This window comes from Aeromonas sp. 601039, from assembly GCF_049174415.1.
Lineage (GTDB): Bacteria > Pseudomonadota > Gammaproteobacteria > Enterobacterales > Aeromonadaceae > Aeromonas > Aeromonas veronii_A.
This window is the reverse complement of record NZ_JAAKTL010000002.1, coordinates 360,403-382,315: the sequence shown is the minus strand read 5'-3', so window position 1 is coordinate 382,315 and position 21,913 is coordinate 360,403. Positions and strand designations below refer to the sequence as shown.

The following is a 21,913-nucleotide window of genomic DNA, read 5'->3' as shown; positions in this document are numbered from 1 at the left end:
TCTTGTCATTGAACACCTCAGGTCATGGTGGCGACTGTACCACCTAAAATGGTGTCCGGGATGATTAGACCACTACAAAGGCCAGCACGATCAACCGTGAGTTAGCCTGTCTAAGCGGCATGTTTTCCGCATTGATAGACTCAGGGCTCTTTTTTGGCGACAACCCTTTGGGGGAGCTGAGAAAGCTGAAAGTTGCCGTGACAGCCATGAGTTATTTGACTGCTTCCGAAATCAGGGCGCTGTTAGAGAGGCTGGAAGGGGATAGCCATAAAATCGTGCTGTTCTGTCTGAGTACAGGGGCAAGGTGGAGCGAAGCAGCCCAGTTGCGTGCGGAACATGTGGTTAATCAACGAGCGATATTCGTTGAGACCAAAAATGGTCGCCAGAGAGTGGTGCCGATCTCAACTGAGCTAGAGCAGTTGATTACTGGTTCAGGCAAAGGGCTGGTTTTTCCAAAGGCGGACTATATGGAAATCAGAACGGCGCTCAAGGAGGTTAAGCCGCTGCTACCAAAGGGGCAGGCGCTGCACATTTTGCGGCACACCTATGCTACGCACTTCATGATAAATGGTGGGAACATCATTACACTCCAGCGCATTCTGGGGCACGCGAATATTCAGCAGACAATGGTCTATGCCCATTTTGCGCCAGACTACCTACAAGATGCGGTGATGCTCAATCCGCTAAGGGGAAAGCTTGAAATGGCGTGACCACATAGCGTCCACACTTTGGCCCATTTGGAGAGGGATTAAGGGGTGGTAGTGCTGTAATTTACTGAGAAATAGAAGGTAATTCAGACCGTATAAATAGCAAAAAGGCACCCGAGGGTGCCTTTTTCACAATCTGAGTGGCTTACCTATCAGGCAGCGGCTTTCAGCTGTACGGCGGCAGCTTTCTTGTGATCGCCGATCGGCATTACGGTGCGGCCGAACTGCTCGTTGATCACGGTGGCCATGGCCAGGTAGATGGCGCTGGCGCCACAGATGATGCCTTCGAAACCGGCGATGGTGCCGATCAGGGTGCTGCCGGTGAAGTCACGGGCGGCCAGCAGGAAGAACAGCACGGTCAGGGAGGCGAACACGAACTGCTTGGCGCGCGGGTAGTTGATGGTGCCAACCAGCATGAACAGGGTGAACATGCCCCACATCAGCAGATACCAACCCATGTAGGCGTGCGGAGTGGCTTCGGCCAGACCCATGGTCGGCATGATCAGCAGGAACACCAGGCTCAGCCAGAACAGGCCGTAGGAGGTGAACGCGGTTACACCGAAGGTGTTGCCACGCTTGTACTCCATGATGCCAGCGATGATCTGGGCGATGCCGCCGTAGCACAAGCCCATGGCCAGGATCATGGCGCTGATGGGGAAGAAACCTGCGTTATGGATGTTCAGCAGGATGGTGGTCATACCGAAACCCATCAGACCCAGAGGGGCAGGGTTGGCCAATTTTTCGCTCACGTGGCGTTCTCCAAAAATAGAGGTGGGGGTTAACAAAAGACGCGCGATTTTAGGCAGGCTGCGGCGCGCCCGCAAGGGGGCAAGGGGGATAAATCGTAAAAAAACTACGTGATTATTTGCATCAGAGGCCAAATGCTCACCAAGGCAGGCTGTTTGGTGAGCAAAAGGTGTCAAAATAGTTGAGGGGTTGTATTTTTATTACGCTTTTGTGCAGTGCGGCGGCCTTACTGATCCAGTGTCAGGATCACTTTGGCTTCCTTGTCCTCTTCCTTGACCTGGCTGTCGAGCACGAACAGCCGCTCCGGGGCGATCCCCTGGCTGTCGACCAGAAACTCCTTGGTATTTTGCGCCCGGCGCATGGCGAGATTGCGCAGGGATTTGGCGGTGATGAGCTGCTGATCCCGCAGCAGGATCACCGCCTGGGCCCGCAGTGCCGCGCTCTCTTCATCCAGATGGAGCCGAGCGGCCAGGTCATCCAGATCTTCGCCAAAGCGCTCTTCATAGGCCTGGGCCAGCGCCTCTTGCAGGGCGGGGTCCTGTTCCAGCAGGTCGAGATCCGCCTGATTGCCGGTGAGCTTGGCCAGTACCCGTTCCAGCTTTTGCCGTTGCAGGATGGGGCGCTCCTCGTTGAAGTTGACCTTGCCGCGAATGTTCATGCTGAGCTTGGGTCTATCCTTGAGGGCCTGCGCCAGCTTGACCAGTTTCTCCTGCTGGGTGGGGGTGAGATCGGGATCCCCCGGCAGGAAGGGGAGTTCGTCGAGATCTTCGGTGCCATCGGCCAGCGAGGCGAGCAGGGAGAAGGGGGAGGTGATCGCCTTGCTCAGGGTGTTGCCCAGCACATCCCAGAAGATATTGCCGATGCTGAAGTCCGGTTGATCGAGATCCCCCTTCACCTTGAGGTTCATCTGTATCACCCCGTTGGCATCGCTCAGCAGGGCGATGGCCAACCCCAGCGGGAGATCCTTGGCCTGATCGCTCTTGATCTTCTCGCCCAGTTGCAGCTTCTTGATGGTGATGTCGTTATCCCCCTCCAGCCGGTTGCCCTCCAGCTTGTAGTGCAGCTTCATGGAGAGCTGCCCCTTGTCGATGGCATAACCGGCATAGGTGCCCGAATAGGGGGTGAAGGTGGTGAGCTCCAGATTGTGGAAAGCGACCGCGATGTCGAGGATTGGGTTGGCCACCAGCAGGTTGGTACCGCCGCGAATGGTCACTGGCGCATAGCGATCCACCTTGCCGTTGAAGGCGAGATCGGAGCGTTGCCCCGGAATATTGCTGATATGGCGACTCTGGCCGCCCAGCGAGGCGATATCGGCCACAAAATCCTGACTCAGGCTGCGGTCGGCAAAGCGCAGGTTGCCCTGCTCTGTGCGCAGTTGGTCAATGGTGAAACGAAAGTCGGGAGTCTTGCTGCCTGCCGCCGCTTGAGTACTTTTGGTTGCCGCCGGTTGCGGCAACAGCAGCTGTTGCAGGTTGGTGGTGCCATCTTCGTTGATCTCGATGCGGGCGAAGGGCTTGTTCAGGGCAATCTCCTTGATCCGCATCTGCTGGCTGATGCCGTCGTACGTCAGACCGGTGAGAGCCAGGGTGTTGAACTCCAGCAGCCGCTGATTGTCTGCCCGATCGACTACTTTGAGCCCGTTGACATCGAGCCCCCCCTGCAGGGTCAGCTTGCTCAGATCTCCTTGGGCGGTGGTGGCGAGATCAAGGCGGGTCTTGCTGCTCAGCAGCCCGTTTTGCACCTTGATTCGCACCAGATCGGCCAGATAGGGCTGTGCCAGCGTGAGGGGTAGCCCCTGCTGGTTGATGTCGCCGCTAAGGGTGAAGGGGCTCAGGGTCAGTTGGCCATCAAAGGTGAGGGGGCTGTTCTGGTTGAACTGGGTGGCCAGAGTCAGATTGCTCGGTTGCTCCCCCTTGCTGCCCAGTGGCCCCAGCGCCAGCTTGAGGCCGGAGAGCTGGCGTGCCTGCGGTTTGCCGCTGCTCGATTCGGTGAGGGTGAGATCGCCCTTTTCGATAAGGATCTGCTTGATCTGCCACTGCCAGGGTTTATCTGGCGTATGTTGCTTGCCGTTACCGGCGGTCTTTGCTTGTTGTGCCGACTTGGGCGCCGCATTGTTGGCCACCTCGTTTGCGGCGTGGGCCCCTTTGGCGGGTTTGGCGGGGGCCTGTTCAATCAGCAAGTCAGCCAGATCCAGTTCCAGCTGTGGGTTGAGGGTGGCCTTGAGCAGGGGGTGTTGCAGAGTGACCTTGCCGATCTGGAGCGACTGTTTCTGGCCATCGACAGCCAGTTCGCTAAGGGCCAACTGGCCGACGCGGGCAAATTCGTCGCCCTTGTGTTTTTTAAGCTGCCAGTTGTCCAGCGTCAGCTTGCCTTTGGACAATTGCCACAGTACCCCTTGCTTGCCCTCTTTAAGCTGGTATTCCACCTCTGCATTGGCGTGGCCCTTGGCCAGATCCAGCTTGAGATAGGGTGCCCAGAGCGGGGCGAAGGGTTTCAGGTCGACCTGTTTGAGGCTTGCTTTGCCCTGACCCATGCCGCTCATCACAGCGAGTTTGCCATGAGCGGCGAGGCTGCTTTTGCCGTTGATGGCGGCGCTCAGCTGATAGGCGGTCGGGTGATTTGCCTCGGTGCGCAGGTTATCGAGCTTGAGGGCCACTTTCTCCAGATTGAGGGGCGGCAACCAGCCGGGTTCGCTCTCCTTGCGCTGATCCTGATAGCGCACATGGCCGTCAGTGACATTGACGCTGGCAATATCGACCAGCAGTGGGGCGCTGGCTATTTCGGGCTCGGGGGAGGGCGAAGGGGCGAGCAGGGTCGCCAGCGCATCGGTCAGATTGAGTCGAACCTCCCCCTTTTTGTCTGCCAGCCGTTGCAGCAGCACCACGGGTTTGGTCAGGGTGACGGCGGAAAGCACGACCCCTTTCTGCTGCCAGCTGGCTTGCAGGTTTGGGGTGATAAAGAGCTGCTCAAAACGGATGATAGGCTGCTGTTTGGCATCGAGCAGGGCAGTCGCGCCGAGGGTGAGAGAAGGGTTGCGCAGCCCTACGTCAATCTCACCCAGCGTCAGTTGCAGGCCGTAGTGCTCGGCGAGCCAGCCGGGCAGATAGCGCTGGACCAGACGGGGGGTTTGCCACAGCAGCAGGGTGATCAGGATAAGAAGCAGCAGGAAAGCGTAGGCAAGGTAGCGCAGCAAGCGGAGCTTGGGGGACGCGGGCTCGGTGGTGTTCATTTGGTGCACTCCCATTTGGTTCCCACCATGGTACAGAAAAGCTGGATAGTAATCATGGGGTTGCGTGCTGTTGTACGCCGTACTTTGTCCAAAGGCGATCCAGTTCCCCCTTTTTTTGCAGCGCTGCGAGCCACTGTTCCAGCTGGGCAGGGGTAATGGGGGCCGCAGGGTGAAGGATGGCGCGGTGCTGATACTGTTGATCCCATTTTTGCGAGATCAGCAGCTGGTCGGCGGTGTCGGGATGGGCCAGCAGATACTGGTTAAGGTAGGAAACGTTGAGAATGGCTACCTCGCCACGCCCTTTGAGCAGGGCTTGCAGGGCGCTGATGTTGTCCTTGACCAGGGTGATATTGAGCTTGCGCTGCAGGTAGAGAGGATCGGCATTGAACTGGCCGACGCCGTAGTGGTAGCCGGTCACCCCGATAAGATGATGCCGAGAGGGGTCATCGAAAAAGCGCTGATCTCGGCCCGTTTTGTTCAGGGCCACATAGACCTCACCACCACCGAGAAAGGGGGCTGTCATTTTGAATTTATCTGTGTCCCAGCCCCACTTGGTGTCTTCAAAAAGCATCAGCGAGAAACGGCCCAGATCGAGCGCCTTGTAACGGTTGGCGGCCGAGGTGGGAACAAACACGAATCTTACCTCTTGCTGGATCTCGTTTAGCTTGGCGATGAGGTCCAGCGTCAGCCCTTCATAGCGGGAATCGGGGAGTTTGACCACAAAGGGGGCATAGGGGTATCCACCAACCTTGATGAGGGGATGGCTCCAGCCAGAGAGGCTGAACAAGAGCAAAAACCAGCACCAATATCTCATGGGATCCCCAGGGCAATAGCTTGCTCCCAGATTCGGTTAATCTGCGCCAGTTTTCAAGCTGTTAAGGGAATTAACACAGCGCTGTTCGGCGGCTTCCAGCTCGGCCATCACCATCTGGATATCCTCCAGTTGTTGGCGCAGTGCGTCGCGCTTTTCATCGATCAGCTGGATCATGGAGTGGAGCTGGGTTTTGCTCGATTTGTCGGTGTCGTACATATCGAACAGCTCGCGGATCTCGGCCAGGCTAAACCCCAGCCGTTTGCCGCGCAGGGTCAATTTGAGCCGGATCTTGTCCCGGTGGCTGTAGATGCGGGTTTGCCCCTCCCGCAGCGGGGTGAGCAGCCCCTCATCCTCGTAGTAGCGGATGGTGCGCGGCGTGACATCGAATTCGTGGGCCAGCTCCGAGATGCTGTAGGTGATCTCCTTGCCGGGCAGGGAACGGGACATGGTCATGACTCCTGTTGCTGGGCGTGTGGCTGGCAGAGGCGGGCACGCAGCCGTTCGGCATTGGCGTGCAAGGCCTGACCGACCCGCGAGCCGTTGGCGCGGCCGAGCTGCTCGCTCACCCACTGGCCGGTGGCCGCCAGTTTGTCGAGATCCACCCCGGTTGTCATGCCAAGGCCGTGCAGCAGGTAGACCACCTCTTCTGACGCCACATTGCCGGAGGCGCCCGGCGCATAGGGGCAGCCGCCAAGCCCCGCCACCGAGCAGTCGATGGTGCGAATGCCGCGCTCCAGCGCGGGTAGCAGATTGGCCAACCCCTGGCCGTAGGTGTCGTGAAAATGGACCGCGAGTCGACCCGCCGGGATCTCGTGCAGCACCGCATCCAGCATGGGCGCCACCGTGCCCGGAGTGCCGACGCCGATGGTGTCCCCCAGCGAAATTTCGTGGCAACCGAGATCCAGCAGTTGCTCGGCCATGGCAGCGACCCGTTTCGGGCGGGTCGGGCCATCGAACGGGCAGGCGATGACGGTGGAGAGGTAGCCGCGTACCTTGATGCCGAGGCGGCGCGCCTCCTGCACCAGCGGGGCGAAGCGGACCAGCGACTCCTCCACGCTGATGCCGATATTGGCGCGGGTAAAACCGTCGGAGCAGGCGGTGAAGAGGCCAATCTCGTCGGCGCGGGCGGCAATGGCAGCCTGCAAGCCTTGCAGATTGGGCACCAGAGCGCCGTAACGGGTTGAGCCGTTGCGCGGCAGTGCCTCGAACAGCGCTGCGGAGTCCGCCATCTGCGGCACTTTTTTGGCAGAGACAAAGGCACCCACTTCGATGCGTTGCAGGCCGCTGTCGGCCAGTCGCTGGATCAGCTCCAGCCGCTGGATCAGTGTCAGCGGGTTGGTTTCATTTTGCAGGCCATCGCGCGGCCCCATCTCCACCAGACTGACCTTGTCATCCGGCATGGCTGCTCCTCTGTTCATGATCTACTCGCTTGTTGGTTGATGGCGTTCTCCTCTAGGGCGGCATCGGCAAAGCGCACCAGCACGGCCCCTTGGCTCACCTGATCACCCTGTTTGCAATGCAGGGCTTCAATTACCCCGTTCCGCTCTGCACGTAGCTGGTGTTCCATCTTCATCGCTTCCAGCACCAGCAGGGGTTGCCCCTTGTTGACTGCTTGTCCCTGCTCGACCAGCACCGCGACTACGATGCCATGCATAGGGGCGATGGCGCCCTGCGCCTTCTCGTTTACCTGATCATGGTGGTGATTGTGCAGCTGATCATCAGCCGCGAAGCGGATGCGCTGGCCCCCTAGGGTCATGATGAAGGTTGCCTCCGAGCCTGCGACCGTCTGAATGGGGATCTGTTGCCAGCAGCCACCCTGCTGCAGCCGGATATGATCGTCACCTCTCTGGTAGCAATGAGTCTCCCCTTGCCACTCGAACTGGCCGCCATGATCGTTAAGGGTCAATACCCGGTGCTCATCACCGATGCGCACCGCCGCCGTCCAGCAGCGATCCGGTCCCAGCCGAAATCCGCAGGCTTGCTGCCAGGGGGAGTGACCCGCAGGGCGGCTCGCCAGCCAGAGGGTGGCCAGCGGCCAGGCGAGTTCAGGAATGGGCTGCGCTGTGGTGGGGATGGGCCACTGGGTATGGTGGCCCATGGCCAGGACGTCAGGCTCTTCACAAAGGCGCAGCAAGAGCGCGCCGTTGTGCACCAGCGGGCCGAGATCCAGCGCAGCCAGCGCATCGGCAAGTTTGGCGAACGCCTCGGTGCGGCTCTGGCCGTGGGCGATCAGCTTGGCGATCATGGGATCGTAATAGGGGCTCACCTCATCGCCAGCGGTGACGCCAGTGTCGATGCGCACGCCAACGGGCCAGTGGAGCCAGTGGATAGGCCCGCTGGCAGGCAAAAAACCGGCCGCCACATCCTCGGCGTAGAGGCGCGCCTCCACCGCATGGCCGCGCAGCACCACTTCCTCCTGAGTGAGTGGCAGTGGCTTGCCCTCGGCCACGGCCAGCTGCCAGGCCACCAGATCCTGCCCGGTCACCGCTTCGGTGACCGGATGCTCTACCTGCAGCCGGGTGTTCATCTCCATAAAGAAGAACTCATCCTTGCAGAGCAGGAACTCGATGGTGCCAGCCCCCTGATAGTGGATGGCCTTGGCTGCGGCCACGGCTGCCTCCCCCATGGCGCGGCGCAGAGCCGGAAGGATGTCGGGGGCGGGCGCCTCTTCGATCACCTTCTGATGGCGTCGCTGCAAGGAGCAGTCCCTGTCCCCCAGATAGATGGCGTTGCCGAGGCTATCGGCAAAGACCTGCACCTCAACATGGCGAGCCTGGGGCAGATAGCGCTCCAGCAGCACCAGATCGTCACCAAAGGCGGCCTTGGCTTCCCGTTTGACTGCCGCCAGCGACGCGTCAAAGTCGGCCAGCTGATCGACCCGGCGCATCCCCTTGCCACCGCCGCCACTGGCCGCCTTGATAAGTAGCGGGAAGCCAATCTGGCTCGCCTGATCGCGCAAAAAGTCCGGCCGCTGATCCGTGCCGTGATAGCCGGGCAGCACAGGTACACCGGCAGCCTGCATCAGCGCCTTGGCGCCCGATTTATCGCCCATAGCGAGAATGGCGGCGCCGCTTGGGCCGACAAAGCGCAGGCCGCGCTGTTCGCAGGCGGTGGCAAAATCGCTGTTTTCCGACAGAAAGCCGTAACCGGGATGGATGGCATCGGCGCGCGCCTTTTTGGCAACCTTCAGCACCTTGCCGGTGTCCAGATAGCTCTCTCTGGCCGGTGCGGGCCCCAGATGCCAGGCCTCATCGGCCAGACGGGTGTGCATGGCGTGGGCGTCGGCATCGGAGTAGAGGGCGATAGTGTGGATGCCGAGGCGTTTCGCCGTTTTGATGATGCGCACGGCGATTTCGCCGCGATTGGCGATCAGCAGGCGTTTAATCTGAGTGTGGTGGGTCATGTCTCATCCTTGAAACGGGGACGCCAGGCGGGAGGACGTTTGTCGAAGAAGGCCTGCATCCCCTCCTGGGCTTCGAGCCCCACCCGAACCCGGGCGATGGTCTCGACGGTTCTCTCTTCATGAAGGCGGGAGGGATGGGCCTCTATCGCCGCCAGCAGCCGTTTGGTCTCTTTCATCGCCTCCGGCCCGTTGCGGCACAGACGAAGGGCCTGCGCCCGCCCCTCCACCAGCAGTTGATCCGGCTTGCAGAGTTGATGTGCCACATTGAGCCGACAGGCGGTGATGGCATCGAACGGCTCGGCACTGAGCATGTAGCGGCGCGCCTGACGCATTCCCATGGTGCGCACCACGTAGGGGCTGATCACCGCAGGCACCAGACCCAGGCTCACCTCTGAGAGGCAGAAGCGCGCATCATCGCTGGCCAGCACCAGATCGCAGGCGCAAATGAGGCCGAGCGCCCCGCCATAGGCGGCCCCCTGCACCAGAGCTACCGTGGGGAAGGGGAGCTCGTCGAGGGTCTGCATCAGCCGGGCCAGTACCCGGGCGTCTTCGCGATTGTGCTCGAAATCGGCGTGGGCCAGATTACGCATCCAATTGAGGTCGGCGCCTGCGCAAAAGTGTTTTCCCTCGGCACGTAGCAGCAGGGCGTGAGGACGTTCGGCAAGATCATGACCATGGAGATGGGCCAGGTCATCGAGGCAGTCGAGCAGCCCCAGCATCAGGTCGGCATCAAAGGCGTTGTGACGGGCCGGGCGCGACAGCACCAGCTCGGCCAGCGGGCCATGCCGCTGCAGCCGAAATGGGGTCTGGGAGGAAGTAAGTGGATCTGACATGGGTTTGCTCCTTACATCCGGAAGATGCCGTACTGCTCGGGTTCTGCGCGGGCCCCCTGACAGGCGGCGAGCGCCAGCGCCAGTACGGTGCGGCTCTGGGCCGGGTCAATGACGCCATCATCCCAGAGGCGGGCGCTGGCGTAGTAGGGGTGACCCTGGCGCTCATACTGCTCGATCACCGGGGCACGGATGGCGGCCGCCTCCTGCTCGCTCAAATCCTTGCCCTCGGCAGTCAGCTTGTCGCGACGCACCTGCACCAGCACTCCGGCAGCTTGTTCGCCCCCCATGACAGAGATGCGGCTGTTGGGCCAGCTAAAGAGAAAATCGGGTTCATAGGCGCGGCCACACATGCCGTAGTTGCCAGCGCCAAAGCTGCCGCCGACGATCAGGGTGATCTTGGGCACCCGGCTGCAGGCCACTGCAGTGACCAGCTTGGCGCCGTGCTTGGCGATCCCCTCCTTTTCTGCGCTGCTCCCCACCATAAAGCCGGTGATGTTCTGCAAAAAGAGCAGCGGGATGGCACGCCGGTTACAGAGTTGGATAAAGTGGGCCCCCTTCTGGGCACTGTCGCTGTGCAGCACGCCGTTGTTGGCGAGGATCCCCACTTCCATGCCGAAAATACGGGCAAAGCCGGTCACCAGAGTGGTGCCGAACAGCGCCTTAAATTCGTCAAAGTCAGAACCATCCACCAGTCGTGCAATCAGTTCGCGGGCATCGTAAGGACGTTTGAGGCTGGTGCCCACCAGACCGTAGAGCTCCTCGATCGGGTAGCCGGGGGGTTCGTAGCCGGGGCTGCTCTCTATCGGCTCGTTACCCAGATGAGTAACCAGCGTGCGGGCGATGGCCAGCGCATGGGCATCGTCACGGGCCATATGATCAGCAACGCCGGAGTGGGCGCAGTGTACCTCGGCGCCGCCCAGGGCCTCAGCGCTGATCTCCTCGCCAGTGGCGGCCTTGACCAGCGGTGGGCCGGCCAGAAAGATGGTGGCCTGCTCCCTGACCATGATGGATTCATCAGCCATTGCGGGGACGTAGGCGCCGCCTGCAGTACAGAGCCCCATCACCACTGCCAGTTGAGGGATGTTTTGGGCCGACATGCGGGCCTGGTTGTAGAAGATGCGGCCAAAGTGATCCCGGTCGGGGAACACCTCGTCCTGCATCGGCAAGAAGGCGCCGCCGGAATCCACCAGATATAGGCAGGGGAGGCGCAGCCGCTCGGCGATGGCCTGGGCGCGCAGGTGTTTTTTCACCGTGAGCGGGTAGTAGGTGCCGCCTTTCACTGTGGCGTCGTTCACCACCAGCATGCAGAGCCGGCCCGAGACCTGGCCGATGCCGGTGATGATACCGGCGGCGGGGACCGGCTCGTCATAGACCTGCCAGCCAGCCAGCGCCGAGAGTTCGAGAAACGGGGAGCCCGGGTCCAGCAGCTGATTGATGCGCTCGCGGGGCAGCAGCTTGCCACGGGCCAGATGGCGGGCGTTGTTGGCCGCGCCGCCCCCTAGCGCGATCTCGGCAATGCGAATATGGAGATCGTCGACTAGCCCCTGCATGGCGGTCCGATTGGCCGCATATTCCGGGCTCGCCGTGTCGAGGCGGGAGTGGATACGACTCATGCATTTTCTCCCATCAGCTCGCGGCCGATGAGCCAGCGGCGGATCTCCGAGGTGCCGGCGCCGATCTCGTAGAGTTTGGCGTCCCGCAGTAGGCGGCCAGTGGGGTATTCGTTGATGTAACCGTTGCCGCCGAGCAGCTGGATAGCGTCGAGGGCCATCTGGGTGGCGTTTTCGGCGGCAAACAGGATGGCTGCGGCGCAATCTTTACGGCTGGTGCGCCCCTGATCGCAGGCGCTCGCCACCGAGTAGACCAGCGCCCGGCTGCTGGCGAGGCGGGTATACATGTCGGCGAGCTTGCCCTGCACCAGCTGGAACTCGCCGATGGCTTGACCAAACTGCTTGCGCTCACGCACATAGGGCAGCACTACATCCATGCAGGCCTGCATGATGCCAAGGGGGCCCGCAGCCAGCACCACCCGCTCGTAATCGAGCCCGCTCATCAGCACCTTGACCCCGCCGTGCAGGGTGCCCAGCAGGTTTTCCTGCGGCACCCGGCAGTTGTCGAACACCAGCTCGCAGGTGCTGGAGCCGCGCATCCCCAGCTTGTCGAGCTTCTGGGCGGTAGAAAAACCGGGAGTGCCAGCTTCAACGATAAAAGCAGAAATTCCTTTGGGGCCTGCACTGGCATCAGTCTTGGCATAGATGACGAAGGTGTCGGCATCGGGCCCGTTGGTGATCCACATCTTGTTGCCGTTCAGCACGAAGTGATCGCCCTCGCGCTCCGCGGTGAGGCGCATGCTGACCACATCGGACCCGGCTCCCGGCTCACTCATGGCCAGCGCCCCCACATGCTCGCCGCTCACCAGCGGGGGGAGGTAGCGTGCTTTTTGCTCCGCCGTGCCGTGGCGGTGGATCTGGTTGATGCAGAGATTGGAGTGGGCGCCGTAGGAGAGGCCGACCGAGGCGCTGGCGCTGCTCACCTGCTCCATCACCAGCACATGGGCCAGATAGCCGAGGTTCACCCCGTCATACTCCTCCGCCACCGTGATGCCGTGCAGCCCCAGCTCACCCATCCGGGGCCAGAGATCACGGGGGAAGGCGTTGCTCTGATCGATCTCGCTGGCGCGCGGGGCGATCACTTTCTGGCAGAAGGCCGCAACCTGTTCGGTCAGGGCATTCAGGGTCTCATCCATCTGCATCCATGCTCTCCTTGCGGATATGACAGTCGGGTTGGAAGGTTGGCTCGACCGGCTGACTCGGCGTTACGGCTGGCAGTGGTCTGTCCATTTTGTACTTCACTTCTGCCACAAGTTTACGTTAGCGTAAACGTAAATCAATTGTTAATCTGTTGTGTGTCGATAAAGCGGTGGTAGTGAGAGCGTCATCAGCTACCACGACAACAGCGCCATAGTGGCAGATCCGACTGACGCAGCGTGTGGGCGCCGCGTCATAAAGCACTAATGCGGGACAATAAGCGCGGGGCAACATAGGGAGAGAACGACGAGATGGATTTTACCCTGACCGATGATCAACAGGCGTATGTGGATGCGGCCGCCGCCTTTGCTGACGATGCGCTCAAACCTAATGCCGCGCGCTGGGACAAGGAGCATGAGTTTCCGATCCCGACCATCAAGCAGGCGGCCGAGCTCGGGTTTTGTGGTCTCTATACCCCGGAGCAGTTTGGCGGATTGGGGCTGCCGCGACTTGACTCGAGCCTCATCTTCGAGCGTCTCGCCATGGGCTGTACCTCGACCACGGCTTATCTGACCATTCACAACATGGTGAGCTGGATGCTGGGCAGCTGGCTGCCCACCGAGGTTGCCAAGGAGTGGGTGCCCAAACTGGCCAGTGGCGAGCTGCTGGGCTCCTATTGCCTCACCGAGCCGGGCGCGGGCTCCGATGCGGCGGCCCTCAAGACCCGAGCGGTGCGCGAGGGTGACAGCTACCTCATCGAGGGGACCAAGGTCTTTATCTCGGGAGCGGGCAGCAGCGATGTGCTGGTGGTGATGGCGCGCACCGGTGGTGAAGGTGCGAAGGGGATCTCAGCCTTTATGGTACCGGCTAATGCCCCCGGCGTGAGCTACGGCAAGGCAGAAGAGAAGATGGGCTGGAACAGCCAGCCGACCCGGGAGGTTGTTTTCAATGGGGTTCGCATTCCTGCCTGCTATCGGTTGGGCGAAGAGGGGGAAGGGTTCAAGTTCGCCATGCAGGCGCTTGATGGGGGGCGCATCAATATCGCCACCTGCTCGGTGGGCACTGCCCAGCAGGCACTGGACGATGCGCTGGCCTATGTGCAGCAGCGCCAGCAATTTGGTCACCCGATCAGCGAATTCCAGAGCGTGCAATTTCGCCTGGCCGATATGGCGACCGAGCTGGCTGCCGCCCGTCTGCTGGTGCGTCAGGCGGCTGACAAACTTGATCGCGGGGATCCCGACAAGAGTGCCTGGTGCGCCATGGCCAAACGGTTTGCCACCGACGTCGGTTATCGGGTTTGTGATGAGGCTCTGCAACTCTTTGGCGGCTATGGTTATATCCGCGAGTATCCGCTCGAGCGCTATCTGCGCGATACCCGGGTACACCGCATTCTGGAGGGCACCAACGAGGTGATGCGACTCATCATCGCGCGCCGCATGCTGACCGATCCCGGTTTGTCGCTGGGCTAGCCGGTGGTCGCATCAAGGGTGTGTTGCCTGCCACCCGATTTGCACCGTGCCATGCCGGTTTCGGCTTTGTGAGCCAGCCACAGGTTGGTGTCACTCAAGCCTGTCATCATGGCGGCAGCTTCATCGACAAGGACAATGTTATGACAAGGATCAGACTCGAATATCATGGCCACGTGGCCTATATCACCCTCGACCATCCCCCTGCCAATACCTGGACCCTCGCCAGCCTGCAGGCCTTTTTGCAGATGATGGTGGAGCTCGACAGTCGTCCCGATGTGGTGGCACTGGTGATCCGTGGTGCGGGCGACAAATTTTTCTGCGCCGGTGCCGACCTCAATATGTTTGTCGAGGGGAATGTCGAGCTGGCCCGCGAAGTAGCCGAGGCCTTTGGCAAGGCCTTCGAGGCGCTGGCCCGTTTTCACGGCGTCAGTATCGCAGCCATCAATGGTTATGCCATGGGAGGCGGGCTGGAAGTGGCGCTGGCTTGTGATATCCGCATCGCCGAGCAGCAGGCGTTGCTGGGACTGCCGGAAGCCTCGGTGGGCTTGCTCCCCTGTGCCGGTGGCACCCAGCGTTTGACCGAGCTGGTGGGGCCGGGCTGGGCCAAGCGGATGATCCTCTGCGGTGAGAAGGTGAGTGCCTCGCTGGCCTACGAGATGGGGCTGGTGGAGGAGGTGGTGAAAACCGGTCAGGCGTGGGAGGCGGCGCACCAGATGGCCCATCTGGTGGAGCGCCAGAGCCCGAGTGCCCTGCGCGCCTGCAAAACCCTGATCAATCAGGGCCGCAGTGGCCCGCGGGATGCCGCCTTGCCCCTTGAGCGGTCGCTGTTTCTCGATCTCTTTAGCGATGCCAATCAGCGTGAAGGGGTGGCCGCCTTCCTGGAGAAACGCTTACCGCGCTGGCAATATGGCCCAACAGAATAAATCCATACGGAGCCGTTTATGAGTGAGCCGGTCAAGGTTAGCTGTTATCCCACCGAAGATGGCCATCAGGTCGGGGTGTTGACCCTCGACAGCCCTGCGTCTCTCAACGCATTGAGCCTTCCGATGATCCAGATCCTGCAACAGACGCTGACCCGTTGGGAGCAGGATCCCGCCATCGTCTGTGTGCTGCTGCAGGGGGCGGGTGAGAAGGCATTTTGTGCCGGTGGCGATATCCGCTCCTTCTATTACCGCAAGCAGGAGGCAAGCGGATCGGAACTGTTCGAATATGCCCGCGACTTTTTCGAGCAGGAGTACCGGCTCGACCACCACATCCACTCTTACCGCAAGCCCCTGATCTGCGTGGCTGACGGTATCTGCATGGGGGGGGGTATTGGCCTGTTTGCCGGAGCCGATTTTCGGGTGGTGACCGAAAAGAGCCTGTTCGCCATGCCGGAGGTGACCATCGGCCTCTACCCCGACGTGGGGGCAAGCTGGTTTTTAAGCCGGATGCCGGGGCGGCTCGGGCTCTGGCTCGGTCTGACTGGCGCCCGCTTCAACGGGAGTGATGCCATCGGTCTTGGGCTGGCGGATCACGCCATCGCCAGCGGCGAGCGCAGTGCGCTGTTGTCACGCCTCGCCGTGCTCGAGTGGGCTGGCAGTGGTGATCCCCGCGAGCAGATCGATCTGCTGCTCAGGGAATTGCACAGTGAGGTGGCGGCCCGCTTGCCAGCGCCTGTATTGCTGCCCCATCAACAGAGGATCGGTGCCCTGCTGGCGGGGCGCACGCTGCAAGGGGTATTGGCGCGGTTGTTCGAGGCTCAGTTCGATGAACAGGAGACGGTACTCCAGCAGGCGCAGCAGCTCTGCCGCACCGGCAGCCCCATCAGCCGCGCCATTTTGTGGCGTCAATATTGGCAGGCTCGCCGCAACTCACTGGCAGAGGTATTTGCCGAGGAGCTGACCCTCTCGGTCAACTGTGTGCTCAAGGGGGATTTTGTGGAAGGGGTACGGGCACTGCTGATCGACAAGGATAAAGATCCCCGCTGGCAACAGTGGCCACCGGAGGGGGAGTGGCTGGACGAGTTCTATCGCTGGCCGCAGGGGCGCAATCCGTTGGCCTGCAAGGAATAACATCTTGGCAACCGGCGGAGGCCGCCATCAGCAACGCAAGGAGCAAGCGGGATGACAAGGATAGGGTTTATCGGGCTCGGCAACATGGGGGGGCCCATGGCGGCCAATCTGGCCAGGGCCGGGCACAGGGTGCAGGTGTTTGATCTGGTTGCCCAAAACATTGAGCGCGCCATCGCCGCTGGCTGCATTGCCACGGGGGATGCCCGTGAGGCGGTGACCGGCTGCGAGGTGGTGATCAGCATGCTACCTGCTGGGGAGCATGTGCGCGATCTTTGGTTGTCTGAGGGGCAGGATCTGCTGGCGGCCCTGCCGGTTGGTGCACTGGTGATCGACTGCTCCACTATCGATGTCGACTCTGCCCGTCAGGTCGGGGAGGCGGCCCGCGCCCGTGGTTTGCGCTTTATCGATGCCCCTGTCTCGGGCGGTGTCGCCGGTGCGGCCGCCGGGACGCTCACCTTTATCGTTGGCGGCGACGCGGCAGATTTCGAGGCGGCAAAACCCCTGCTCGCCTGCATGGGGCAGAACCTGTTTCACGCCGGGACGCTGGGGGCGGGGCAGATCGCCAAGATGTGCAACAACATGCTGCTTGCGATCCATATGGCGGGCACTGCCGAAGCGCTGGCCCTCGGGGTGAAGGAGGGGCTGGATCCCGCCGTGCTCTCCACCATCATGGGCAAGAGCTCCGGCAACAACTGGAGTCTGGAGCGCTACAACCCCTGGCCCGGAGTGATGGAGAATGTCCCTGCCGCCCGCAACTATCAGGGGGGATTTATGACCCGGCTGATGGTGAAAGATTTGGGATTGGCCATGGCGCTGGCCGAGCATGGCCACAGCGCTGTGCCGATGGGGGCGCTGGCGCGTAACCTGTTCAACCTGCATGCCGCTCAGGGGCAGGGGAGCCGTGATTTCTCCAGCATCGTCGAACTCTATCTGGATAAACAGGATCCCGCCTGACGGGCCACCTCTCTTCAAGGCATCTCTCTTCGACCAGCTACAAGGAGCATTGATGGATATCAAAGATAAGGTCATCGTTATTACCGGCGCTGGACGTGGCTTGGGACGGGCCATTGCGCTGGCCCTGGGCGCACAGGGGGCGACGCTGGCGCTGCTCGACATCAATCGCGTCGATCTGGAGGCGACCGCAGCCCTGGTGCACAGTCAGAATGATCAGTGCGATCAAGATAGCCAGTGCGAGCTGTTTGTCTGCAATGTGGCGAGCGAAGCCGAGGTTGAGTCGGTTTTTGCTGCCATCAAGGAGCGTTTTGGCGTGCTGCACGGTCTTATCAACTGCGCCGGCATTTTGCGCGATGGTATGCTGATCAAGGTGAAAGAGGGTGAGCTGGTGGAGAAGATGACGCTGGCCCAGTGGCAGAGCGTGATTGACGTCAACCTCACAGGTACCTTCCTCTGCGGTCGCGAGGGGGCGGCGCTGATGGCGCAAGGGGGGCAGGAGGGCGTTATCATCAACATCTCCTCTATCGCCCGCGCCGGCAATATTGGCCAGAGCAACTATGCCGCCAGCAAGGCGGGGGTTGCCTCGCTGGTGGTGACCTGGGCGCGGGAGCTGGCGCGCCATGGCATTCGGGTGATGGGGATCGCTCCCGGGGTATTTGCCACCGACATGACGGCGGCGATGAAGCCGGAGGCGATGGCGCGGATGCAGCAGGCCATTCCGGTCGGCACCCTTGGCGAGGCGCAACAGCTGGCCGAGACGGTGAGCTTTATTTTTGCCAACGACTATCTGTCGGGAAGGATGATAGAACTGGATGGCGGTTTGCGTTTATAGGGATTTACATAATGGGCCCCGGTGTTTCCACCGGGGCTTTTTTATGCAGATTATTTATACAGAGAGTGCCTGAATGGCGATGCATAGGAACCATGCGAGTCAGGTTGTGTTGGCAGAAAAATGAGAAATATCAATGGGTCTTGGTTAATTTGAGCCAGCTCACAGGCCATATGGGTCAGTGCTGTAAAATTGCGCGCGGTCAAGGCGGTGCATGATTGACGGGACGAGGGATTGCGGTCGGAATAGTCATGCAATATAGTTGCCGCCTTTTTCACGGGGTCAGGATTCCCAGCCCCTCCCATATTGCGCGCAGTATGAATACGGACGCTCTGCCGCCGCCTAAATAAACAGGATTGAAATGGACAAGAAACTAGGGCTGGGCGCCCTCATTTCGCTGGTGATCGGCTCCATGGTCGGCGCCGGGGTCTTCAGTCTGCCACAAAACATTGCTGCGCATGCCAGTGCCGGGGCGGTCGCCCTGGGTTGGGCCATCACCGGTCTGGGCATGATCTGTCTCGCGCTGGTTTATCAGAACCTCTCCATGCGCCGCCCCGATCTCGATGGCGGTATCTTCAGCTATGCCAAAGCCGGTTTCGGCGATTTTATCGGCTTCAACGCAGCCTGGGGTTACTGGCTCTGCCAACTGCTGGCCAACGTCTCCTACGCCATCGTGGTGTTCAGCGCCCTGAGCTACTTCTTCGATACACCTGACAACGTCATCTTCGGTGACGGCAATACGCCGGTGGCCATCACGCTGGCCTCCATCCTGATCTGGTCGGTGCATGCGCTGGTGCTGCGCGGGGTACAGGTTGCTGCGCTGGTGAATATCGTCACCACCATCGCCAAGATGGTGCCGCTCATCGTCTTCTGTGTCGCGATCCTGCTGGCCTTCAACATGGATACCTTCACTCTGGATATCTGGGGCCAGAACAATATGGAGCTGGGCTCCGTGATGGATCAGGTCAAGTCCACCATGAAGGTGACCCTCTGGGTCTTTATCGGGATTGAAGGGGCGGTGGTGGTCTCTGCCCGTGCCCGTCATCGCAAGGATGTGGGCCGAGCTACCGTGCTGGCGCTGCTCGGCGCCCTGACGCTTTACGTGATGGTGACCCTGTTCTCGCTGGGTGTCATGAGCCAGCCGCAACTGGCGGCGCTCAAGAACCCTTCGACCGCCATGATCCTTGAAGCCGTGGTCGGCCCCTGGGGCGCCTGGCTTATCAACATTGGTCTGGTGGTGTCTGTGATGGGTGCTCTGCTCAGCTGGACCGTGCTGGCCGCTGAAGTGCCCTACATCGCGGGCAAGACCGGTGTGTTCCCGGGCTGGTTTGCCAAGGAGAACAAGAACGGCTCGCCGCAGGTGTCCCTCTGGTGCTCCACCTGTCTGGTGCAGATCTTCCTGATCATCATCTACTTCCAGAGCAGCACCTATCTGGCGCTGGTCAACATCGCAACCTCGGCGGCGCTGGTGCCTTACGTCTTTTCGGGCGCTTATGGCCTGAAGCTGGCATTGAAAGGGGAGACCTATCAGGGTCAACCTCATCAACGCAAGCGTGACCTGCTGCTGGCTCTGGTGGCGACCGTTTACGGTTGCTGGCTGGTCTACGCTGCCGGTGTGGAGTACCTGTTGCTGGTGGCGCTGCTCTACAGCCCGGGCATCTTCATCTACTGGAAGGCGCGTCAGCATCACGGTCTGCGCGGCCTTAACCGATTGGAGCAGGGGATGACGGCGGCCCTGCTCGGCTGTGCCGTGCTGGCCTTCTACAAGGTGATGGACGGTACCATTCCACTGCACTAACCGGCACAATGAAGAGATGGCCCTCGCGCCATCTCTTTTTTTTCATGCAGATATCCACTGTTGCCCGGCCGTGTTGGCCAGTTTTTGTTTAACACAGGAATTTTTATGCTGTTTATGGGTTACCTCCTGCTGGGCGCCTTTGCCGGTATGCTGGCGGGACTGTTCGGGATCGGCGGCGGTCTTATCATTGTCCCCGTGCTGGTCATTACCTTTCGCGCCCAGGGCATCGACCCTGAAATCATTACTCATCTGGCCCTTGGCACCTCGTTGCCCACCATGATCTTTACCGGATTCAGCTCGCTGCGGGCCCACCGGGAGGCGGGCGCCGTCGATTGGGTGATGATCCGCCGACTCGGCGCCGGCATGCTGATCGGGGGTTGGCTCGGCGGCATGACCGCCAATCTGCTCAGCACCAGCACCCTCAATATCATTATCGGCTGCTTCGCCTGGAGCATGGCGCTACAGATGGGGCTCAACCTTAAACCCAAAGCGGAGCGCCATATGCCGGGGCCGCTCGGCACAGGCATTGCCGGTACCATCATTGGCTGGATGTCAGCCCTGTTTGGTATTGGCGGTGGCTCGCTCACTGTCCCTTATCTGAGCTGGAACTCGGTGCCAATGCGCAATGCGGTAGCGGCCTCTGCAGCCTGCAGCATACCCATCGCGCTGGCGGGGAGCCTCAGCTACCTCTATGCGGGTTGGGATCATGCCGATCTGCCCGAGTGGAGTGTGGGCTACATCTATCTGCCCGCCCTGCTGGGCATTGTGCTGACCAGTACCCAGTTCGCACGCATTGGCGCCAAGCTGGCACACCGATTGTCACCAAGACGCCTCAAGCAGGCATTTGCTCTGCTGATGCTGCTGGTGGGGGCGAAATTTATGCTGTTTAGCTGATTCATTCGGCAGATTGTTGAAAAATAAGGCAAACGATCTGTTGGAGGGTAGAAAGCCGTTGCATTGAACGCACAGTTTGCCTATTCTCCTCGCCGGTGGTCCTATTGGTCCTCTCGCATTGATAACCCGTCGACCTGGTCAGGACCGGAAGGTAGCAGCCAAGGCGGGGGACTCGAGTGCCGGGATGTGGCTGGTAGGGCCACCACTTGTTTCTGCAATTCAATAAGTTAGCTTCCTAAAGCCCTTGGTCATCCACTTTGTGTGGACGACGAGGAGCTCATCGATGAATCTCTGGCTCAGTCCCCACGGCATCTGGTATTACCGGAAAGTCACCACGCTCCCCTGTGGTCGTCGCAAAGAGATCAAAAAATCCCTGCATACCCGAGACAAGCTGACGGCCCGTGCAGCTGTTGCGAAGCGGCTTGCCTGTGTGCGTTCCAGAGCTCAGACAGTCGTGCAATCCGCAAGCGAGTCAGAGAACCCTCAACCTCAGCCGCACATCAAGCCTGCTGTTCCGGCGGCCAAATCGCTTGCTCCGCTCCTGTCGGTCTTGAGTGACCGCTATCAGAAAGAGAAGGCCCTTTCCTGGGCACCCAAAGAGCGAAAGAACCAGAAAAACTATCTCGGTTCCTTTATCGAGGCTCTCGGCGACAAGCCAGCGGCAGGCTACAGCAAGGCTGATGTGGTCAAGTTCAAGGAGGGGTTGCTGAACTCTGGCAAGAGCCCAGCCACCATCAACAAGTATCTGCAGAAGTTATCCCTGTTATTTAGCTGGCTGGCTAACCATCAGGAGGGGATCGTCAACCACTTTGCTGGGCTCAAGTTGCAGCGGGTCAAAGAGACAAAGGCCAGAAGTGGTTACACGATGGAGGAGAGGCAGAGGTTCGTCCAATGGGCGAAAAGGCAGGAGCCCTATCGCCGCTGGATAGCCCTGTTGGGGCTCTACACCGGGGCTAGAGCCAACGAGATCTGCCAGCTCTATGCCGATGATGTGGTGCTGGTGGATAACATCTGGTGTATCAAAGTGCAGGCTGGTAGACCCGACCAGAAGCTCAAGACAGACAACAGCAAGCGGCTCATTCCAATCCATTCGGCGGTGCTGGAGGCGGGCTTCCTGGCGTTTGTGCAAGGGAGGGTGGGGGGAAGGCTCTTCGTCGAACTTCCCCATCGCCAAGACGGCTACAGCCACCTTTGGGGGCAGTGGTTCAGCCGCAACCGGCCGGTGCCTAAAGATTTCCACAGTTTGAGACATACGGTAGCGACAATTCTGAAAGATAAAGGTATTCCTCTTCAATTTGCTGCCGCGATCTTGGGTCATACCAACGGAGCGATCAGTTATGACCGATACGGTGGTGGGGTAGCAGTCGAGAAGTTACAAGCCGCCATCGAAGCTGCACTATGAACGCGTTACATTGGTGAAGATCTGGTTGGTACT

The 21,913-nt window shown here is 60.5% G+C and carries 18 protein-coding genes, 1 other RNA gene and 1 pseudogene; 11 read left to right on the top strand and 9 right to left on the bottom strand.

Features of this window, described 5'->3' with window-relative positions; translation table 11 throughout:
* Positions 1-86: 86 nt before the first annotated feature.
* Together G5195_RS03520 and G5195_RS03515 are read left to right on the top strand one after the other, a co-directional pair.
* A pseudogene (locus tag G5195_RS03520) lies at positions 87-179 on the top strand (hypothetical protein); the annotation flags it as partial.
* Between the two features lie 27 nt (positions 180-206).
* A complete protein-coding gene (locus G5195_RS03515) occupies positions 207-710 on the top strand; it encodes a tyrosine-type recombinase/integrase (protein ID WP_421222565.1) in 504 nt (167 codons plus the stop codon).
* Positions 711-859: 149 nt separating this feature from the next.
* Here G5195_RS03515 and G5195_RS03510 read toward each other — a convergent pair whose 3' ends face one another.
* From G5195_RS03510 to G5195_RS03470, 9 genes are all read right to left on the bottom strand, one after another.
* Positions 860-1,456 carry an acetate uptake transporter gene (locus G5195_RS03510; RefSeq protein ID WP_005336948.1) on the bottom strand — a complete coding sequence of 199 codons (597 nt, stop codon included), beginning with the start codon at positions 1,454-1,456 and terminating at the stop codon, positions 860-862.
* A 224-nt stretch (positions 1,457-1,680) separates the two neighbouring features.
* Entirely contained in the window at positions 1,681-4,683 is a 3,003-nt protein-coding gene (locus G5195_RS03505; RefSeq protein WP_421222556.1) for a DUF748 domain-containing protein, read from the bottom strand.
* A gap of 52 nt (positions 4,684-4,735) precedes the next feature.
* The gene (locus G5195_RS03500) at positions 4,736-5,497 is read right to left on the bottom strand and encodes a substrate-binding periplasmic protein (RefSeq protein ID WP_421204798.1); all 762 of its coding nucleotides are present in this window, start codon (positions 5,495-5,497) and stop codon (positions 4,736-4,738) included.
* Positions 5,498-5,533: 36 nt separating this feature from the next.
* The gene (locus tag G5195_RS03495; RefSeq protein WP_047436889.1) at positions 5,534-5,944 is read right to left on the bottom strand and encodes a MerR family transcriptional regulator; all 411 of its coding nucleotides are present in this window, start codon (positions 5,942-5,944) and stop codon (positions 5,534-5,536) included.
* A 2-nt stretch (positions 5,945-5,946) separates the two neighbouring features.
* Positions 5,947-6,897 (bottom strand): hydroxymethylglutaryl-CoA lyase, encoded by a 951-nt coding sequence (locus G5195_RS03490; RefSeq protein WP_421235858.1) that lies wholly within the window; start codon positions 6,895-6,897, stop codon positions 5,947-5,949.
* A 14-nt stretch (positions 6,898-6,911) separates the two neighbouring features.
* Positions 6,912-8,900: an acetyl/propionyl/methylcrotonyl-CoA carboxylase subunit alpha gene (locus G5195_RS03485; protein ID WP_421222554.1), complete on the bottom strand. Its 1,989-nt coding sequence runs from the start codon at positions 8,898-8,900 to the stop codon at positions 6,912-6,914.
* Entirely contained in the window at positions 8,897-9,733 is an 837-nt protein-coding gene (locus G5195_RS03480) for an enoyl-CoA hydratase-related protein (RefSeq protein ID WP_421222552.1), read from the bottom strand. The genes G5195_RS03485 and G5195_RS03480 overlap by 4 nt, the downstream gene beginning before the upstream one ends.
* Before the next feature lie 11 nt (positions 9,734-9,744).
* Positions 9,745-11,346, bottom strand: coding sequence for a carboxyl transferase domain-containing protein (locus tag G5195_RS03475; RefSeq protein WP_421222550.1), 1,602 nt, complete (start codon positions 11,344-11,346; stop codon positions 9,745-9,747).
* Positions 11,343-12,485: an isovaleryl-CoA dehydrogenase gene (locus G5195_RS03470; RefSeq protein ID WP_421235854.1), complete on the bottom strand. Its 1,143-nt coding sequence runs from the start codon at positions 12,483-12,485 to the stop codon at positions 11,343-11,345. The genes G5195_RS03475 and G5195_RS03470 overlap by 4 nt, the downstream gene beginning before the upstream one ends.
* A gap of 306 nt (positions 12,486-12,791) precedes the next feature.
* Here G5195_RS03470 and G5195_RS03465 point away from each other — a divergent pair, with 306 nt between their 5' ends.
* From G5195_RS03465 to G5195_RS03425, 9 genes are all read left to right on the top strand, one after another.
* On the top strand, positions 12,792-13,949 hold the full coding sequence (locus G5195_RS03465) for an acyl-CoA dehydrogenase family protein (protein WP_421222548.1): 1,158 nt from the start codon (positions 12,792-12,794) through the stop codon (positions 13,947-13,949).
* Positions 13,950-14,089: 140 nt separating this feature from the next.
* On the top strand, positions 14,090-14,872 hold the full coding sequence (locus tag G5195_RS03460) for an enoyl-CoA hydratase (RefSeq protein ID WP_005336930.1): 783 nt from the start codon (positions 14,090-14,092) through the stop codon (positions 14,870-14,872).
* Positions 14,873-14,890: 18 nt separating this feature from the next.
* On the top strand, positions 14,891-16,003 hold the full coding sequence (locus tag G5195_RS03455; protein ID WP_323905606.1) for an enoyl-CoA hydratase/isomerase family protein: 1,113 nt from the start codon (positions 14,891-14,893) through the stop codon (positions 16,001-16,003).
* 51 nt (positions 16,004-16,054) lie between these two features.
* Positions 16,055-16,957 (top strand): 3-hydroxyisobutyrate dehydrogenase, encoded by a 903-nt coding sequence (mmsB, locus tag G5195_RS03450; protein WP_088869123.1) that lies wholly within the window; start codon positions 16,055-16,057, stop codon positions 16,955-16,957.
* A gap of 52 nt (positions 16,958-17,009) precedes the next feature.
* Positions 17,010-17,789 (top strand): SDR family oxidoreductase, encoded by a 780-nt coding sequence (locus tag G5195_RS03445; protein WP_421222545.1) that lies wholly within the window; start codon positions 17,010-17,012, stop codon positions 17,787-17,789.
* A gap of 358 nt (positions 17,790-18,147) precedes the next feature.
* The gene (arcD, locus tag G5195_RS03440) at positions 18,148-19,584 is read left to right on the top strand and encodes an arginine-ornithine antiporter (RefSeq protein ID WP_005336921.1); all 1,437 of its coding nucleotides are present in this window, start codon (positions 18,148-18,150) and stop codon (positions 19,582-19,584) included.
* A gap of 105 nt (positions 19,585-19,689) precedes the next feature.
* A complete protein-coding gene (locus G5195_RS03435; RefSeq protein WP_421222543.1) occupies positions 19,690-20,478 on the top strand; it encodes a sulfite exporter TauE/SafE family protein in 789 nt (262 codons plus the stop codon).
* 102 nt (positions 20,479-20,580) lie between these two features.
* An RNA gene (gene ffs, locus G5195_RS03430) (signal recognition particle sRNA small type) lies at positions 20,581-20,677 on the top strand.
* 84 nt (positions 20,678-20,761) lie between these two features.
* Positions 20,762-21,880, top strand: coding sequence for a tyrosine-type recombinase/integrase (locus tag G5195_RS03425; protein ID WP_421235853.1), 1,119 nt, complete (start codon positions 20,762-20,764; stop codon positions 21,878-21,880).
* Positions 21,881-21,913 lie beyond the last annotated feature (33 nt).

What these genes read in the sequence shown, in the direction of transcription:
- G5195_RS03515 (WP_421222565.1), top strand. Translation starts at nt 207, where the DNA reads ATGAGTTATTTGACTGCTTCCGAAATCAGGGCGCTGTTAGAGAGGCTG.
- G5195_RS03480 (WP_421222552.1), bottom strand. Translation starts at nt 9,733, where the DNA reads ATGTCAGATCCACTTACTTCCTCCCAGACCCCATTTCGGCTGCAGCGG.
- G5195_RS03465 (WP_421222548.1), top strand. Translation starts at nt 12,792, where the DNA reads ATGGATTTTACCCTGACCGATGATCAACAGGCGTATGTGGATGCGGCC.
- G5195_RS03490 (WP_421235858.1), bottom strand. Translation starts at nt 6,897, where the DNA reads ATGCCGGATGACAAGGTCAGTCTGGTGGAGATGGGGCCGCGCGATGGC.
- G5195_RS03485 (WP_421222554.1), bottom strand. Translation starts at nt 8,900, where the DNA reads ATGACCCACCACACTCAGATTAAACGCCTGCTGATCGCCAATCGCGGC.
- G5195_RS03500 (WP_421204798.1), bottom strand. Translation starts at nt 5,497, where the DNA reads ATGAGATATTGGTGCTGGTTTTTGCTCTTGTTCAGCCTCTCTGGCTGG.
- G5195_RS03505 (WP_421222556.1), bottom strand. Translation starts at nt 4,683, where the DNA reads ATGAACACCACCGAGCCCGCGTCCCCCAAGCTCCGCTTGCTGCGCTAC.
- mmsB (WP_088869123.1), top strand. Translation starts at nt 16,055, where the DNA reads ATGACAAGGATAGGGTTTATCGGGCTCGGCAACATGGGGGGGCCCATG.
- G5195_RS03445 (WP_421222545.1), top strand. Translation starts at nt 17,010, where the DNA reads ATGGATATCAAAGATAAGGTCATCGTTATTACCGGCGCTGGACGTGGC.
- G5195_RS03425 (WP_421235853.1), top strand. Translation starts at nt 20,762, where the DNA reads ATGAATCTCTGGCTCAGTCCCCACGGCATCTGGTATTACCGGAAAGTC.
- arcD (WP_005336921.1), top strand. Translation starts at nt 18,148, where the DNA reads ATGGACAAGAAACTAGGGCTGGGCGCCCTCATTTCGCTGGTGATCGGC.
- G5195_RS03435 (WP_421222543.1), top strand. Translation starts at nt 19,690, where the DNA reads ATGCTGTTTATGGGTTACCTCCTGCTGGGCGCCTTTGCCGGTATGCTG.
- G5195_RS03475 (WP_421222550.1), bottom strand. Translation starts at nt 11,346, where the DNA reads ATGAGTCGTATCCACTCCCGCCTCGACACGGCGAGCCCGGAATATGCG.
- G5195_RS03460 (WP_005336930.1), top strand. Translation starts at nt 14,090, where the DNA reads ATGACAAGGATCAGACTCGAATATCATGGCCACGTGGCCTATATCACC.
- G5195_RS03455 (WP_323905606.1), top strand. Translation starts at nt 14,891, where the DNA reads ATGAGTGAGCCGGTCAAGGTTAGCTGTTATCCCACCGAAGATGGCCAT.
- G5195_RS03470 (WP_421235854.1), bottom strand. Translation starts at nt 12,485, where the DNA reads ATGCAGATGGATGAGACCCTGAATGCCCTGACCGAACAGGTTGCGGCC.
- G5195_RS03495 (WP_047436889.1), bottom strand. Translation starts at nt 5,944, where the DNA reads ATGTCCCGTTCCCTGCCCGGCAAGGAGATCACCTACAGCATCTCGGAG.